The sequence below is a fragment of the Burkholderia sp. 4NA327C6 genome (assembly GCF_005502655.1).
Classification (GTDB): Bacteria; Pseudomonadota; Gammaproteobacteria; order Burkholderiales; family Burkholderiaceae; genus Burkholderia; species Burkholderia contaminans.
Genome location: NZ_SCNZ01000010.1, coordinates 196,611 through 211,974, shown reverse-complemented (window position 1 = coordinate 211,974; position 15,364 = coordinate 196,611). Strand labels below are relative to the sequence as shown.

General features: G+C 66.6%; 15 protein-coding genes and 2 tRNA genes. 11 read left to right on the top strand and 6 right to left on the bottom strand.

The features are described 5' to 3' along the window. The first annotated feature begins 398 nt into the window (after positions 1–398). Both FFS49_RS13495 and glmS read left to right on the top strand, forming a co-directional pair. On the top strand, positions 399–1,487 hold the full coding sequence (locus FFS49_RS13495; protein WP_105815757.1) for a hypothetical protein: 1,089 nt from the start codon (positions 399–401) through the stop codon (positions 1,485–1,487). 48 nt (positions 1,488–1,535) lie between these two features. Continuing rightward, positions 1,536–3,353: a glutamine--fructose-6-phosphate transaminase (isomerizing) gene (glmS, locus tag FFS49_RS13490; RefSeq protein WP_105815756.1), complete on the top strand. Its 1,818-nt coding sequence runs from the start codon at positions 1,536–1,538 to the stop codon at positions 3,351–3,353. Positions 3,354–3,405: 52 nt separating this feature from the next. Here glmS and FFS49_RS13485 read toward each other — a convergent pair. Both FFS49_RS13485 and FFS49_RS13480 read right to left on the bottom strand, forming a co-directional pair. Beyond that, positions 3,406–3,482, bottom strand: a tRNA-Arg gene (locus FFS49_RS13485). 168 nt (positions 3,483–3,650) lie between these two features. Further along, on the bottom strand, positions 3,651–4,481 hold the full coding sequence (locus FFS49_RS13480; RefSeq protein ID WP_039347620.1) for an undecaprenyl-diphosphate phosphatase: 831 nt from the start codon (positions 4,479–4,481) through the stop codon (positions 3,651–3,653). Between the two features lie 477 nt (positions 4,482–4,958). Between FFS49_RS13480 and FFS49_RS13475 the strand changes: the two genes are divergently transcribed. From FFS49_RS13475 to FFS49_RS13455, 6 genes are all read left to right on the top strand, one after another. Next, positions 4,959–5,870: an aldose epimerase gene (locus tag FFS49_RS13475; RefSeq protein ID WP_105815755.1), complete on the top strand. Its 912-nt coding sequence runs from the start codon at positions 4,959–4,961 to the stop codon at positions 5,868–5,870. Between the two features lie 152 nt (positions 5,871–6,022). Continuing rightward, the gene (locus FFS49_RS13470) at positions 6,023–6,724 is read left to right on the top strand and encodes a peptidoglycan DD-metalloendopeptidase family protein (RefSeq protein WP_105815754.1); all 702 of its coding nucleotides are present in this window, start codon (positions 6,023–6,025) and stop codon (positions 6,722–6,724) included. Between the two features lie 68 nt (positions 6,725–6,792). Beyond that, positions 6,793–6,939 carry a hypothetical protein gene (locus FFS49_RS41965; protein ID WP_162489645.1) on the top strand — a complete coding sequence of 49 codons (147 nt, stop codon included), beginning with the start codon at positions 6,793–6,795 and terminating at the stop codon, positions 6,937–6,939. A gap of 152 nt (positions 6,940–7,091) precedes the next feature. Next, entirely contained in the window at positions 7,092–8,711 is a 1,620-nt protein-coding gene (locus tag FFS49_RS13465) for an acyl-CoA synthetase (RefSeq protein ID WP_105815753.1), read from the top strand. A 75-nt stretch (positions 8,712–8,786) separates the two neighbouring features. Further along, positions 8,787–9,110, top strand: a complete 324-nt coding sequence (locus FFS49_RS13460) for a DUF2288 domain-containing protein (RefSeq protein WP_039347631.1) — start codon at positions 8,787–8,789, stop codon at positions 9,108–9,110. Positions 9,111–9,120: 10 nt separating this feature from the next. Beyond that, entirely contained in the window at positions 9,121–10,485 is a 1,365-nt protein-coding gene (locus FFS49_RS13455; protein ID WP_105815752.1) for an MATE family efflux transporter, read from the top strand. Between the two features lie 18 nt (positions 10,486–10,503). On the opposite strand, the gene FFS49_RS41960 is transcribed toward FFS49_RS13455, so the two are convergent. Next, positions 10,504–10,680, bottom strand: a complete 177-nt coding sequence (locus tag FFS49_RS41960) for a hypothetical protein (RefSeq protein WP_095146129.1) — start codon at positions 10,678–10,680, stop codon at positions 10,504–10,506. Positions 10,681–10,816: 136 nt separating this feature from the next. Between FFS49_RS41960 and FFS49_RS13450 the strand changes: the two genes are divergently transcribed. Beyond that, complete coding sequence (locus tag FFS49_RS13450) at positions 10,817–10,987, top strand: hypothetical protein (protein WP_171026759.1); 171 nt, start codon at positions 10,817–10,819, stop codon at positions 10,985–10,987. Positions 10,988–11,187: 200 nt separating this feature from the next. Here FFS49_RS13450 and FFS49_RS13445 read toward each other — a convergent pair whose 3' ends face one another. Next, positions 11,188–11,994 carry a GNAT family N-acyltransferase gene (locus FFS49_RS13445; RefSeq protein ID WP_011351620.1) on the bottom strand — a complete coding sequence of 269 codons (807 nt, stop codon included), beginning with the start codon at positions 11,992–11,994 and terminating at the stop codon, positions 11,188–11,190. Positions 11,995–12,164: 170 nt separating this feature from the next. Further along, the gene (sixA, locus tag FFS49_RS13440) at positions 12,165–12,626 is read right to left on the bottom strand and encodes a phosphohistidine phosphatase SixA (protein WP_105815751.1); all 462 of its coding nucleotides are present in this window, start codon (positions 12,624–12,626) and stop codon (positions 12,165–12,167) included. A gap of 160 nt (positions 12,627–12,786) precedes the next feature. Here sixA and FFS49_RS13435 point away from each other — a divergent pair. Both FFS49_RS13435 and FFS49_RS13430 read left to right on the top strand, forming a co-directional pair. Further along, positions 12,787–12,863 (top strand) — tRNA-Pro (locus FFS49_RS13435). Positions 12,864–13,221: 358 nt separating this feature from the next. Continuing rightward, positions 13,222–13,656 (top strand): hypothetical protein, encoded by a 435-nt coding sequence (locus FFS49_RS13430; RefSeq protein WP_039347888.1) that lies wholly within the window; start codon positions 13,222–13,224, stop codon positions 13,654–13,656. Positions 13,657–13,743: 87 nt separating this feature from the next. Here FFS49_RS13430 and ppx read toward each other — a convergent pair whose 3' ends face one another. Then, positions 13,744–15,258, bottom strand: coding sequence for an exopolyphosphatase (gene ppx / locus FFS49_RS13425; RefSeq protein ID WP_039347642.1), 1,515 nt, complete (start codon positions 15,256–15,258; stop codon positions 13,744–13,746). Between the last annotated feature and the right edge of the window lie 106 nt (positions 15,259–15,364).

Here is a 15,364-nt window from a genome sequence, read left to right as displayed (position 1 = left end):
CCCCCGCCCCTTGCCGTGCTTGGCATCCCGGCCGATGGCTCACGCCTTGCTTAATGACAGACAGGTGTGCTTCGAAACACTCGCCCGGCAGCGGACGACCGGACGCGCCTCGGCAACGAAACAGGCTGGAAACGCAACGGGTCCGCGTGGAGCGAACGACGAGCGCTCCAGCGCGCCGAAAGTGCCGACGCGCCCTGTTGAAGCACGCGCGATCTACGAGCAAGGTTCCCGCTCCGAAGTAAGGAACCCGCCCGTGAACGCAAACATCGCTACCAGCCTCGGTTTCACCCGCATGACGGAGACCCGAGCCACAACGTCGACCCGCCCGCCAGGCGCCACGCGGCCAACGCCGCGCCCGGCGACGATTGCACAGGACTGCCGCGCAGGAGCCCACGACCATGAACCGGCCCGCGCTTTGCCCGACCGTACGCTCGCGCGTAGCGGCCACCGTCGCGCTGTGTCGCCTGTGGCACGTCGCCTGCTGTATCGCTGCGTGCGGTTTCGCGCTGCACGCGAGCGCCGCTGAACTCCGCCTCAACGGGCTGTACCAACGCGCCGACGGTGCGATCACCGTGCGCCTGAACGGCGTCGGCATCGATCCGTATTTCGCGGCGAAGGCGCTGCTCGCCGCGTCCGACGCGCAACTCGATGCGCGTCAGGCTGCACTCGCGTGGATCGCATGGCTGCTGCCTCGCCAGCGCCCGGACGGCAGCTTCGAACGCTACTGCGTGAAAAATGGCCGCTACCGCGCATGCGCCGACGCGGAAACCGATGACGCGATGACGGCGACCTGGATCGAACTGCTCGCCCGCTTCGCGCCGCCTGACGGCTTGCCTGCGGCCTGGGAGCTCAGCCTGAACCGCGCTGGCGTGCATCTGGACACGCTGCTCGACAAGTCCTGCGGCGTCTATCAGATCTCGTCGTCGCTGCATGTCGCATTGCTGATGGACAACGTCGAAGTACACAGCGCGTTCCAGGCCCTCGCGGCGTACTACGTCCGGCGCGCCGACTACACGCATGCGGGACCGTGGAGCCAGCGCGCCGACCAGTTGGCGTCCGCGATCCTGAGGGTCTTCTGGCGCGGCGCCGGATCCGGCTTTCGTGCGAGCACGCAGCAGGTCAGCGACACGAGTTTTTATCCGGCGAAGATCGCGCAGATCCTCCCGCTCCTTTCCGGTATTCAGGTTCCCGAACAATCCGGCGAGACGATCTACACGCAGTGGATGAAGAAGTATGGAAAGAGCTGGCCGCAACTCGCCAACACAGATTATCCGTGGAGCCTGATCGCGCTTGTTGCGCTCAAGATGGGCGATTGGGGCAACGTCGCCTGCTGGCAAGCGCGATCGGGCCCGTACCGGCACGGCGCGCACTGGAACGTACTGGAGGAATCGCTTTATCTGGCATTCGAAAGCCGGATGGCCGCGCCCGTCATCCCCGCTCGATGCGGACTCACGACGGCAGCGGCAACGGCAACCGCATCGCGCTGACGCACCGGCGTGCGCGGTCCATGATGACTAACAGGGAGGAGACGTGTCATGTGTGGCATCGTCGGCGCAGTCGCGCAACGGGACATCGTCCCGGTTCTGATTGAAGGGTTGCGCCGCCTCGAGTATCGCGGCTACGATTCATGCGGCGTGGCGACGGTCGTGAACGGCCAGGCGCGCCGCGAACGCAGTGTGTCGCGTGTCGCCGATCTCGACGCGCACGTGCGCACCACCGGCCTCACCGGCAGCACCGGCATCGCGCACACGCGCTGGGCAACACACGGCGCACCGGCAACCTGCAACGCGCATCCGATCTTCTCGCGCGACGAAATCGCGCTCGTGCATAACGGCATCATCGAAAACCACGAAACGTTGCGCAAGCAACTTTCTGATGCGCATTATGAATTCGATGGCCAGACCGATACCGAAGTCGTCGCGCACCTGATCCATAGCAAGTACCGCGGCGATCTCCTCGCCGCCGTGCGCGCGGCGACTTCACAGCTTCACGGCGCGTACGCGATCGCCGTGTTCAGCAAGCACGAACCACAACGGCTGATCGGCGCGAAGGTCGGCTCACCACTCGTCGTCGGCTTGAAAGACGGCGAATGCTTTCTCGCCTCCGACGCGCTCGCGCTCGCCGGCATCACCGACCGCTTCATCTTTCTCGAGGAAGGCGACATCGTCGAGTTGACGCCTGGCGGCGTGCGCATACTCGATCGTGGCGGTGCACCGGTCGAACGCGCGGTACAAACCATTTCCTCCGCGCAGGCCGCGGTCGAACTCGGGCCGTACCGGCATTTCATGCAGAAGGAGATTTTCGAGCAACCGGAGGCCGTGGCCGCGACCATCCCGGATGCGGGGCTGTTCGATCCGGCCGTATTCGGCCCCGACGCCGCGCGCGCGTTCGAGCAGATCGACAACGTGCTGATTCTCGCGTGCGGCACGAGTCACTATTCCGGACTGACCGCGCGTCGCTGGCTCGAAACGATCGCGCGCGTACCCGCGCAGGTCGAGATCGCGAGCGAATACCGTTACAGCGACGCACTCGCGATGCCGAACACGCTGGTGGTGAGCGTGTCGCAATCCGGCGAGACCGCCGACACGCTCGCCGCGCTCAAGTACGCGCAGGCGCTCGGCCATATCGACACGCTGGCGATCTGCAACGTGCCGACCAGCGCGATGATGCGGCAGACCGGCCTGCGCTTCCTGACGCGGGCCGGCCCGGAAATCGGCGTCGCGTCGACCAAGGCGTTCACGACCCAGTTGGTCGCGCTGTTCATTCTCGCCGTCACGCTCGGCCGGCTGCGCGGCTACGTCGACGATGCGCAGCTCGCGCGCTACACGATGCAATTGCGGCGGCTGCCCGGTGCACTCGAGGATGTGCTCGGGCTCGAACCGCAGATCGAGCGCTGGGCGGAGGAGTTCTCGCAACACGAGAATGCGCTGTTTCTCGGGCGCGGGCTGCACTACCCGATCGCGCTCGAAGGTGCGCTGAAGCTGAAGGAGATTTCGTACATTCACGCGGAGGCGTATCCCGCGGGTGAGTTGAAGCATGGGCCGCTCGCGCTCGTGACGCACACGATGCCCGTCGCGACGATCGCACCGAACGACGCGTTGCTCGAGAAGCTGAAGTCGAACATGCAGGAAGTGCGGGCGCGCGGCGGCCAGCTTTACGTGTTCGCCGATGCCGATACGCGGATCGACAACAGCGAAGGCGTGTCGGTGTTGCGGATGCCGGATTACTACGGGTTGTTGTCGCCGATCCTGCACGTGGTGCCGTTGCAGTTGCTCGCGTATCACGCGGCGTGTTTGCGTGGCGCGGATATCGACAAGCCGAGGAATCTGGCGAAATCGGTGACGGTTGAGTGAGGGGGGTTGTGCAATCCGGGGCGGACTGGTGAAGGTCTTCGAGGGATCAAGCTGGCCCGCCCTACACGATTCGAACGTGTGACCTACGGCTTAGAAGGCCGTTGCTCTATCCAACTGAGCTAAGGGCGGTCGGGGAGAAAAGACACGGCTGGCACGGGCCACATTTGACACCGGGCATCGAGCGACGACAAAACCACCCACCTCGAAGCCCCGAAACAAAACGGGCCCAGCATGAAGCCGAGCCCGAAATTATACCCGATCATCGCGTCAGATCACGCGAAGCGAGCCATCGCAACCTCAAACCGGCTGCGGATGCAGCATGAACCAGCCGAGACAGAACACACCGGCGATCACGCAATACACGCCGAACGAAGCCAGCCGGCCACGCCCCTCGAAGTAGCGCATCAGGAACCGCACGCTCAGGTACGCGGCGATCGCCGTCAGCACGCCGCCGAGCAGCGCATCGGCAAGCTGGTCGCGCGCATGGAACAGCTTCGGCAGTTCGAGCACACCCGCCGCGAAAATGATCGGCGTACCGAGCAGGAACGAGAATTCCGCAGCCTTCTCCGCCGTCAGCCCTGCGGCATTGCCGGCGATCATCGTCAGCCCGCTGCGCGAGAAGCCCGGAATCAGCGCGCCGATCTGCGCGAGACCCACGAAGAACGCCTGCTTGAACGTCATCTTCTCCGGCGCTTGATGCGCGCGGCTGCGCTGGATGCGATCGCCGAGCCACAGCAGCACGCCGTTCACGATCAGCGCGACGGCGACGATCCGCAGGTCGTGGAACACGCGTTCGATGCGCTTCTCGAGGAGCAGCCCCACGATGCCGGTCGGGATCGTGCCGATGATGAGCGCCCACATCAGGTGCCCGTCGTCGTTCTTGCGGCCGCCGAGCTGCGCGAAGAAACCGCTGATCAGCGCGATCCAGCGCGCGCGGAAATACCACAGCAGCGCCAGCGCGGTGCCGAGGTGCAGCGCGACGAGGAACGGCAGCAGTTGCGGTGCGTGCTTGTCGATGTGCATGCCGAACAGCGCCGGCACGAGCAGCGTATGGCCAAGGCTGCTGACGGGGAAGAGTTCGGTGACGCCCTGCAGGACGCTCAGGAATACCAGAAACCAGAGACTCACGCGTCGGTCCTTTTAGTGAAGTTTGAGCGGAAAGAGAAGCGGACGACGCGATGCGCGTCCGAAAAACGCGCCCCGATTATGCCGAGCCCGGATTACTGCGCCAAGGCATTTGGCTGGATATTGCGGCAATGCACACAAACGCTTGCATCTTGTAAGCAGTCAGAAAGCAAAAGGCCCGCCATTTGCATGGCGGGCCTTTCGATTTCGGCAGGAATTGCCGTCAGCGGCCGAGCTGATAGAAAAATAATACCGTGCTGCCGGTGAACATGCCGAACAGTGCGATACCCATTGCCATTGCCAGATCCATGGCCCCCTCCACGAAGTGTCATGACCCGGCAACATCACCGGTTTAGAGCCATTATCCCGACCGTCGGCAGTCTTAAAAACTCGCGATTTCCCGAGAAGGGTTTTCCCCGAGCCTCCATGGCCCGATAATGGAGCGCGCCGTTCCCGTCCACCCGCCCAACCCGATTCGCCATGCCGACCTTCCAGCAACACGACATTCACGAACTTCACGCCGGCCCGTCGCTCGTCCGGGTCGCTCCGCAATTCGGCGGCCGCCTGCTGTCATGGGATGTCGACGGTGAACCGGTGATCTTCTGGCCGGACACGGCCGACTGGAGCAATCTCGCGCGCGTGCGCGGCGGCAACCCGCTGCTGTTCCCGTTCCTCGGCCGTCATCGCGTCGATGGCGAACTCGGCCGCTGGCGCGACGCCGCCGGCGTGGTGCGCGACCTGCCGATGCACGGCTTCGCGCGCGACCTGCCGTTCGCCGCGCGGCCGTCGGCCGATGGCGCCGCGCTGTCGATGACGCTCGACGCGACCGACGCGCTGCGCGCAAGTTACCCGTTCGACTTCCGGTTCGAGACGACCTACCGGCTGGCCGACTCGCACACGCTCGAAGTCGCGCTGACGACGACCAATCGCGGCGACACGCCGCTGCCCTACTACGCCGGCCACCATTTCTATTTCGCGCTGCCGCACGGCGAACGCGCCGAAACCACGCTTGAGCTGCCGCCCACGCATCGTTGCGCGCAGCAGGCCGACGGCTCGATCAGCACGCCGGAACCAGGCAACACCCGTTATCACCTCGACAACCCGGATATCGTCGACCGCTTCCACTGCCTCGACGGCGTACCGGCCACGCCGGTGCGCATCGTGATGCCGGGCCGCCGCCGCACGATCGAGATCGCGCTCGACGTGCCGGGTTCGATCCCTTGGTACGCGGTGACGACCTGGACGGAGAAGCCGGATTCGGACTTCTATTGCGTCGAGCCGTGGCTCGGCCTGCCGGATGCGATCCACAACGGCCTCGGGCTGCGCATGCTGGCGCCCGGCGCGACCGAAACGGCCACGCTGCGGATTCGCGTCCTCCCGCTCGCCGGCTGATACGCAGGCTCGATACGCAGGCCGAGACGCCGTCAGGCAGCGCGCCGCAGCCCCGATAACAGCCCAAACTGCGGCGCGCGGGTCGAACCCGTTAAAATCGGACGTTTTGTGTTGCCTGCCGCGTCACGAGCGGCAGGGTTTTGCGAGGTTCAATGTTCGGAACAACAACGAAGCGACTCTTCGCAGCCGCCTGCGCCGCCATGCTCGTCGCGTGCGGCTCCGCGCCTGTCGGCCCCGGGTTCTATCGCGTCGAGCGTGGCGATACGCTCTACAAGATCGCGCGCGACAACCGCACGTCGGTATCGAACATCGTGCGCTGGAACCAGATGACGAACCCCGATGCGATCGAAGTCGGCCAGGTGCTGCGCGTCGCGCCGCCGGCCGGCACGACCACCGCATCGACGCCGTCGACCACCGGCACCGGCAGTGCCGGCCGGGCCCGCCCCGCGCCTTCCGCACCGGTCGAGTCGGCCGTCAAGCCGGCCTCGAGCATCGCGCTGATCTGGCCGGCAGCCGGCAATGTGGTCCGCACGTTCGACGGCTCGAAATCGAAGGGCATCGACATCGCGAACTCGCCGGGCACGCCGGTGGTCGCGGCGGCGCCGGGGGTGGTGGTCTATGCGGGTAACGGGCTGCGCGGCTACGGCAACCTGATCATCCTCAAGCACAACGCCGACTACCTGACCGCCTACGCGCACAACCGCGCGCTGCTGGTGAAGGAAGGCCAGTCGGTCACGCAAGGGCAATCGATCGCCGAGATGGGCAACAGCGACAGCGATCGGGTCGCGCTGCATTTCGAGTTGCGCTACGGCGGCCGATCGATCGACCCGTCACGCTACCTGCCGGCGCGCTGAGCACCCGACAGACGACACGCGATGCCGGCACGCATCGCGTGTCGTCGCGGTGAAAACCGGGAAAGGTGATGTCAGCGCTTGCGCAGACGTCCGGTGAACCGGCCGGACAACGGATCGACGTGACGGGCAAACGCTACCAGTACGCCGATTCCTATCAGGCTGAACCCCGCAGCTATCAGAAGCAAATCCATGGTCACACACTGATTTTTTCGTGATCTTATGCGTCATTGTGGAATCGTGCACTGAGCCGAGGCTGTGGACGAGTACGAACATTCCCTACCCTCGGACGCCATTGTGGATTCGTCTGCGTGAAATCCTGATGTAAGCCGCTCGCGCGACGCCACGTTCGCCCCCCGGAGACACCTCGATGCTGCCCGCCGCCGATCGCTACGACGACCTGCTCTCCCGCTTCGCGTGGGACGTCCCGGCGCGCTACAACATCGGCGTGGACGCCTGCGACAAATGGGCCGACGGCAGCGGACGCCTCGCGCTGGTCCACGAAACGGCGCAAGGCGACGTTTTTCGTATCACGTTCGACGACCTGAGGAATGCTTCTAACCGGCTCGCGAACAGCTTCGCGCGCGCCGGCCTTCGGCGCGGCGACCGCATCGGCATCTTTCTCGCGCAGGCCCCCGAAACGGCCGTCGCGCACCTCGCCGCGTACAAGCTCGGCGCGATCGCGGTGCCGCTCTTCACGTTGTTCGGCGTCGATGCGCTCGAATACCGGCTCGCGAACAGCGAGGCCGCTGCGCTCGTCACCGACGCGGCCGGCTACGCGAAAATCGCGCCGCTGCGCGCCCAGCTGCCGGCACTGCATACCGTCTACTGCATCGGCGACGATGCGCCCGATCAGCCGGGCGTGCTGCGCTACGACGAGGCGCTCGCCGCCGAAACACCCGACTTCGCGCCGGCCGATACGGCCGCCGACGATCCGGCGGTCATCATCTATACGTCCGGCACGACGGGCAAACCGAAAGGCGCGCTGCACGCGCATCGCGTGCTGCTGGGCCACCTGCCGGGCGTCGAGATGTCGCAGCAGTGCTTCCCGCGCGACGCGCGCCTGTTCTGGACGCCCGCCGACTGGGCATGGATCGGCGGCCTGCTCGACGTGCTGCTGCCGTCGTGGCATCACGGCGTACCCGTACTCGCCCGCCGTTTCGAAAAATTCGACGGCGACGCGGCGTTCGCGCTGATGGCACGGCACGGCGTCACCCATGCGTTCCTGCCGCCCACCGCGCTGAAGCTGATGCGCACCGTCCCGGCACCGCGCGAACGCTACGCGCTGTCGCTGAAATCCGTCGCGAGCGGCGGGGAATCGCTCGGCACCGAGCTGACGGCCTGGGGGCGCGATGCGCTCGGCGTGACGATCAACGAGTTCTACGGGCAAACCGAGTGCAACATGGTGCTGTCGTCGTGCGCGGCGCTGTTCGATGCGCAGCCCGGCGCCATCGGCAAGGCCGTGCCCGGCCATGCGGTCGCGATCGTCGACGCGGACGGCACGCAGCTGCCACCCGGCGTCGAAGGGCGCATCGCGGTGCGCCGCCCCGACCCCGTGATGTTCCTCGAATACTGGCGCAACGCCGACGCGACGCGCGACAAGTTCGCCGGCGACTACCTGCTGACCGGCGACACGGGCACGATCGACGCCGACGGCTTCGTGCGCTTCGTCGGCCGCGACGACGACGTGATCACGAGCGCCGGCTACCGGATCGGCCCGGGCCCGATCGAGGACTGCCTGCTCACGCATCCGGCGGTGCGGATGGCCGCCGTCGTCGGCGTGCCCGACGCGACGCGCACCGAGATCGTCAAGGCGTTCGTGGTGGTGAATCCCGGCCACACCGGCGACGAGGCGCTCGTGCAGGCGCTGCAGGCACATGTGCGCACGCGCCTCGCCGCGCACGAGTATCCACGCGCGATCGCGTTCGTCGACAGCCTGCCGATGACCGCGACCGGCAAGATCGTGCGCCGCGCGCTGCGCGACGCGTAGGCCGGTGGCCCCCGTGCCGCCGGCCTTGCCGGATGGTTTATAGTGGCGCCACTACGCAGTCTTTCCTAGAAAACGATGTCCTCTGATCACCACTCCGACGCGGGCGCGTCGCACAGCCCGCTCTACGCCAAACTCCTCGGCGAAACCGCCAAGATCGACTGGTGCGATCTCGAACGCTTCTTCGCGCAGGGCAAGCTGCTGTCCGTGGCGCGCGACCTCGATCTCGTCAGCGTCGCGGAAGCCGTTGCCGACGACGATGCCGAGCAGGTCACGCGCTGGCTGTCGGCGGGCCTCGTCGCACGCATGCCGGCGGAAACCGCTGCCGATTACGCGACGCGCAACCCCGAGCTGTGGGCGGTCGTCGTCTCGCCCTGGGTCTGCGTGCAGGAACGCGCCTGACGCGTCCGCCATGTCCGAAGCCGCGTTACCGCACGGGGCCGGCACGGCTGCCGTCACGCACCGGCGTGTCCTCGCGCTCGCGTTCCCGATCGTCCTCGCGAACCTGACCCAGCCGATCCTCGGTGCCGTCGACACGGCCGTCGCGGGCCACCTCGACGGCACGCAGTACCTGGGCGGCGTCGCGCTCGGCGGGCTGTTCTTCAATTTCGTGTTCTGGGGATTCGGTTTCCTGCGGATGGGGACGACCGGCCTCGTCGCGCAGGCGCACGGCGCCGGCGACGCCGCCGGAATCCGCCTGAACCTGCTGCGCGCGTTGATCGTCGCGTTCGCACTCGGCGCCGCGGTGCTGACGCTACAGGTGCCGCTGCTGTCCTTTGCGCTGTCCGCGCTCGGCGGCAGCGACGCCGTCCGCACCACGGCGCTTGCCTACAGCCATGCGCGAATCTGGAGCGCACCGTTCGCGCTCGCGAACTACGTCGTGCTCGGCTACCTGCTCGGCATGCAGCGCGTGCGGCTCGCGCTCGTCGCGCAGGCATTCATCAATGCGGTGAACATCGGCGCCGTGCTGCTCTACGTGTATGGCTTCGGCTGGGGCATCGCCGGCATCGGCGCCGCGACGGCCACCGCGGACACATGCGGTTTCGCGCTCGGCGCATGGATGCTGTGGCGGCTGCGGCCGCGCGGCCTTGCGCCGATCGCGGTACATGCACTCGCCGACCGCGTCGCGCTCAAGCGGCTGATCGTCCTCAATCGCGACATCTTCCTGCGTACGCTGTGCCTGCTCGGCGCATTCGGCTGGTTCGCGCACCTCGGTGCAAAACAAGGCGATGCGACGCTCGCGGCAAACGCTCTGCTGCTGAATTTCCAGACGTTCATGGCGTACGGCCTCGACGGCTTCGCGCACGCGGCCGAAGCGCTCGTCGGCGCGGCCGCTGGCGCGCGCGACCGCAGCGCGTTCAGGCAGGCCGTACGGGTCACGCTGTTCTGGTCGGCGCTCGGCGCGCTGCTGTTCGCACTCGTGTACTGGGCCGCCGGCGGCTGGATCGTCGCGCGCCTGACCGACCAGGCCGAGATCCGCGAAATGGCGCTGCGCTACCTGCCGTGGGCCGCGCTTTCGCCGATCGTGTCGGTCTGGGGCTTCCTGCTCGACGGCGTCTTCATCGGCGCCACGCAGACGCAATCGCTGATGCGCGCAATGGTCGCGTCGTTCTCGATCTTCGTCGTGGCCACGCTCGCCGCGGTCGGCACGTTCGGCAATCACGGCCTCTGGTTCGCGCTGCTGCTTTTCATGGCCGCACGCGGCGCGACGCTGGCGCGCTACCTGCCCGCGCTGTTGCGGCACATCGGCGCCGACGCGCCCGCGGCCCGCGCCTGACGGCGGGCGACCCAGCCGTTATTGCGCGGGTTTCGGCGGCGGCGCGTCGAGCATCGACGGCGGCGTCATGTCGGTCGGCACGCCGTGATAGTCGGCCGGATCTTCCGGCGGATGGCCGCGACGGGCCTGATGCGGATCGCTGGTACAGCCGGCGAGAAAAGATGCGGCCAGCACGGCCAGCATGAAACGGGTCATCGGGTATGGCTCCGGAAATCGGCGCACCCATCGCGCGCCGGGACCGCGCCGAGTCTAGCGGAAATCCTGCTTCGGAGTCGCGCCACGCATGTCCTACTATGTACGCATGGCGCTGTGCCGTGGAAAGGAGGCTGCCATGTCGTCTGAAGAAATTGCCGGCCTGATCGGGCTGTTCGTCGGTCTGATGGTGCTCGTCGCCCTGTCGTTCTTCGAGTCGCGCGAATACAAGCGCAACCATGAAGGCGAAGGGATGATCCACCACTGGATGGCCGAACACCACCTGCTCGACTGGCGGCGCAAGCACTAAGCGCGCCCCTGCCGTCCGGTCCTTCCCCGGGCCGTTCTCGAACGTGCCGTCCCGCGGCACGGTGGTGATCGCGTATCGCCGAAATTAACGGGGTCCGATTCACACACGTCGATCAGATGACGAACGCCGTCGCGCGGCTCGTGCCACGCGACGGCGTTCGCTTGCGCGCGCCCGGACGGGCGCGACGCGATTCCGACGGCTCAGCCCAGGAAATGGCGGGCGTAGCGCGCGTTGATGTCGGACAGGCGGAACAGCGTCAGGAAATCCGCGCAGTTGAAGTCGGGATCCCAGGCCGGCGCACCGCAGATCTTCGCGCCGAGGCGCAGGTAACCCTTGATCAGCGGCGGCGGCGCCACGACGGTGCCCGTCTGCAGTTCGTCGACCGGCAGGGCCGTGTGCGGGAACGCGCGATATTCCGGCGCCGTCAGCGAGCCGGCCGACAGCGACTGGTACAGGTTCGCCGCGTAATGGCCGCCGTCGGCCATCGACACGCTCGCGCAGCCGAGCATCGTCTCGTAGCCGTTCTGCATCATGTACGCGCCAAGGCCGCCCCACAGCGCCATGATGACGGCGCCGCTGCGATAGTCGCTGTGCACGCACGAGCGGCCGACCTCGACCATCTTGCCGCGCAGGTGCGTGAGGCGCGACAGGTCGAATTCGCCTTCGGCGTACAGACGGCCGACACGCGCCGCCTGGTGCGGCGGCAGCACGCGATACGTGCCGACGACCTTCAGGGTGTCGAGATCGCGAACCAGCAGGTGGTCGCAGTACGCGTCGAACGGATCGACGTCGAGACCGGAGGGGCCGCTGACCTGCGCGCCCATCTCTTCGGCGAACACGCTGTATCGCAGGCGCTGGGCTTCGCGCAATTCGTCTTCCGTACGCGCCCACGCGGCGCGCAGGCGATACTCCGATGTGACGGTTTCAGCAGCGCGCGGCAGGTGGCGCCGCGACGTGTCGAGGGGCAGCGAGGCAAAAGGGAGCGTAGGCGTCGGCAGTTCTCGCATTAGGCTTTCCTGATCGTAAGGAATAGGACGACATGCCCGCCAATGTAGTAATCGGCCGTGACCGTTATGTGGCACGACCGTGTCCTTTCAATGACGTGTCGCCGAATTGACTTTAGCAGAAAGCTTGCGAAACCGTACGACGAATCCCTTCAAAGCCCTTCAGACGGGCCTCACAGCAGGTCGGGCGTCAATACCGCGCGCAGTACGGCCTGCCGGCTGCCGTCACGCGTGCGGCTCGCCAGCCACACGATTCCGCCCTTCTTGACGCTCCAGCTGTCGTCGCCGCCGGCGATCAGTTGCGCGGCAACGCTGCCTAGCGTCGGCTGGTGCCCGACGACCACGACCGTCGGTGCAATGCCTTCCGGCCAGCCGGCCGCCGCCAGCACGTCGTCGACGCTGCCGCCCGGCGCGAGCACGTCGACCGTCCGGTACTGGTCGGTCAGCGCCTCGACCGTCTGCACGGTGCGTGCCGCCGGGCTCGCGAGGATCACGGCGTTCGTCTCGAGCCGCCCACGCAGCCATTTGGCCATCGCCTGCGCGTCCTTGCGGCCCCGTACGGTCAACTGGCGCGCGAGATCGCTCGTCGCGTAGTCTTCGGCTTCGGCGTGGCGCCACAGGATCAGGTTCATCATGATGTTCTCCTTGCTTCGGCGAGCGGCCCCGCGCCCATGCGTCCGGGCCCGCCGATGACCGGGCGAATTGTCGCAAATGGCGGACGCTTGCCGCCGCGGCATTTACCCGCATATAGGGATTGACCGGATCAGACCTTCAACGATACAATCTTTGGCTCGTCGGAGCGTAGCGCAGCCTGGTAGCGCATCTGATTTGGGATCAGAGGGTCGTAGGTTCGAATCCTATCGCTCCGACCAAGGAATCAAGGGGTTACGGTTAATACCGTAGCCCCTTTTCCGTTTCTGGGCCCATTAAGCGTCAACCGGGATTCCTTCCCGGTTCGCAGCGCCTCGATTCATTGTAGGGATCAATTGCGGCATCGACGCTACAACGATCCCCGCACCCCTCGGCGGCCCCGTTTCGAAAGTCGGCGCAAGGCAAATGGCTCATGGCCATTCGCTTTCAATGCAGGAAAGGGTGACACGGAAGGATCGAGCGCCCGCCTGGCCGGCCCGTCGAGTTACCGACGGCATACAGGCCAACGAGCCATCCGCGGCCCGCATACGGTACTTGCCGGAACACGCGATAATGCGCGTGGACAACCCGCCCTCGCGCATGAAAAACAACATTCTGAAGACCGCCCTCTGCGCATCGCTGCTCGCGTTCGCGACTGCCGGCACCGCGTCGGCCAAGGCGCTCGACGACGCACTCGACTGCCACTCGACCGGCCACAAATTCGTCGCGCCGCTGCTCGCCGCCGGCGACATCCAGTCGGAGCCGATGCACGTCGAATCGAACTCGGTCAATGCATTCCGCACGAGCCACGCGCTGACGGCGTACGGCTTCGGCGTCTATGTCGTCCTCGGATACCAGGCGAACGACCCGATCTTCCGGCCGGGCGACGGCACGCCGATCGGCGACTGGGCCTATGGCGTCGTGGTGCGGGGCACGAAGAGCGCGGTGGAGGAAGCCGTGCGCAAGGCCGGCAGCGACGCGACCGTCAAGCAGGCGTTTCCGTTCCTGACCGCGATCGTCTGCTCGTCGGACTGAGCGCCCGTCAGGACGATCATGCGGCCATCCTGAGGGGTATCGAGCCGCCCCCTCTGCCCAGCCCCTCCGAGCCCCGCCATCGACCTCTTACGCGCCGGTATACACCACGCGATACGGGATTCCGACCTTCTCCCACTCGGCTGCCTCCTGGCTGAGGCTGTAGTCGGTCAGCGGGTTCTGCTCGACCCACGCGCTCGGCAGGCGTACTTCATACCCACCCTTCTTCATCTGCGACACGGAAATATCCGGCAGCCCCGCATCGGTCCGGCGCCGGCACAGCAGCGCCGCGAGCCGCAGGCAGAACAGCAGCGGCCACTCGACCTCGCGCGCCTGCGACAGCTTGCCGAGCTTGCCCGCGTGACCGAGCACGAGCGCGGCGAGGCGCGCCTGGTCGGTGCGCGAAAAACCCGGCATGTCCGCGTTGCTCGCGATATAGGCCGAATGCTTGTGATACGCGCTGTGCGAGATCGACAGACCGATCTCGTGCAATGCGGCCGCCCAACCGAGGAACATCCTGCCTTCCTCGCGCGCCTCTTCGTCGGCTTCCTCGAGTTCGTCGTAGAAACGCGCCGCCAGCGCGCCGATCCGTTCGGCCTGCGCGCGATCGACACCGTAGCGGCGCGTGAAGCCCTCGACGGTCACAGCACGCATGTCCTCGTGCTGTGTCCGGCCGAGCAGGTCGTACAGCACACCGAGCCGCAGCGCGCCGTCGGTCGTATCGACGTAGTCGACACCGAGCTCCTCGAACACCGCGAGCATGATCGCGAGGCCGCCTGCGAGCACCGGCACGCGATCAGGCTTCAGCGCGATCAGCTTCAGCCGGTTGACGTTCTCCGACTTGATCAGCGCACGCTTCAACCGCTCGAGGCCGCCGCGCGAAATGCCGTGCGTGATGCCCGGATCATTGAAGCCGTTTGCCTCGACGAGTTCCGCGAGCGCACGCGCGGTGCCCGACGAGCCGATCGCCTGGTCCCAGCCGGCCTTCTTGTACTCGCTCGAAATGATCTGGATCTCGCGCTTGGCCGCGAGCTCGGCCTGCCGCATCGTGTATTCGTCGACGTTGCCGGCCGGGAAGAACGTACGGCTGTGGCTCACGCAGCCGATATAGAGGCTCTCCATCACGATCGGCGTGTAGTGCGAGCCGATGATGAATTCGGTGGAGCCGCCGCCGATGTCGACGACGAGCCGCTTGCCCGCGCTCGCCGGCACCGAGTGCGCGGCGCCCGCATAGATCAGCCGCGCTTCTTCGCGGCCCGCAATCACTTCGATCGGGAAACCGAGCGCCGCTTCGGCTTCGCCGAGAAATTCGCCCGCGTTCTTCGCGACGCGCAGCGTGTTGGTCGCCACCGCGCGCACGTGATCGGGGTGGAAATCGCGCAGGCGCTCGCCGAACCGCTTGAGCGCTTCCCAGCCACGCTCCTGCGACGCGCGATCGAGCATCTTGTCGCTCGACAGGCCCGCGGCCAGCCGGACGGGCTCGCGCAGCGCGTCGACGGGATAGATCTGGCTGCCCGCCGGCGTTTCCTCGACGCGTCCGACGATCAGCCGGAAGCTGTTCGAGCCGAGATCCACGGCAGCCAGCAAGTGGGGGGTTGTAACCATCAGAAGGGGCTCCGTGCGCGTTCGCCCGCGGCGGCCGGTGCGACAACCGTGGGCGGTCAATCAAAGGCGACATTTTAAGCGTGGAACGCTTGCCATTGCCACGCTT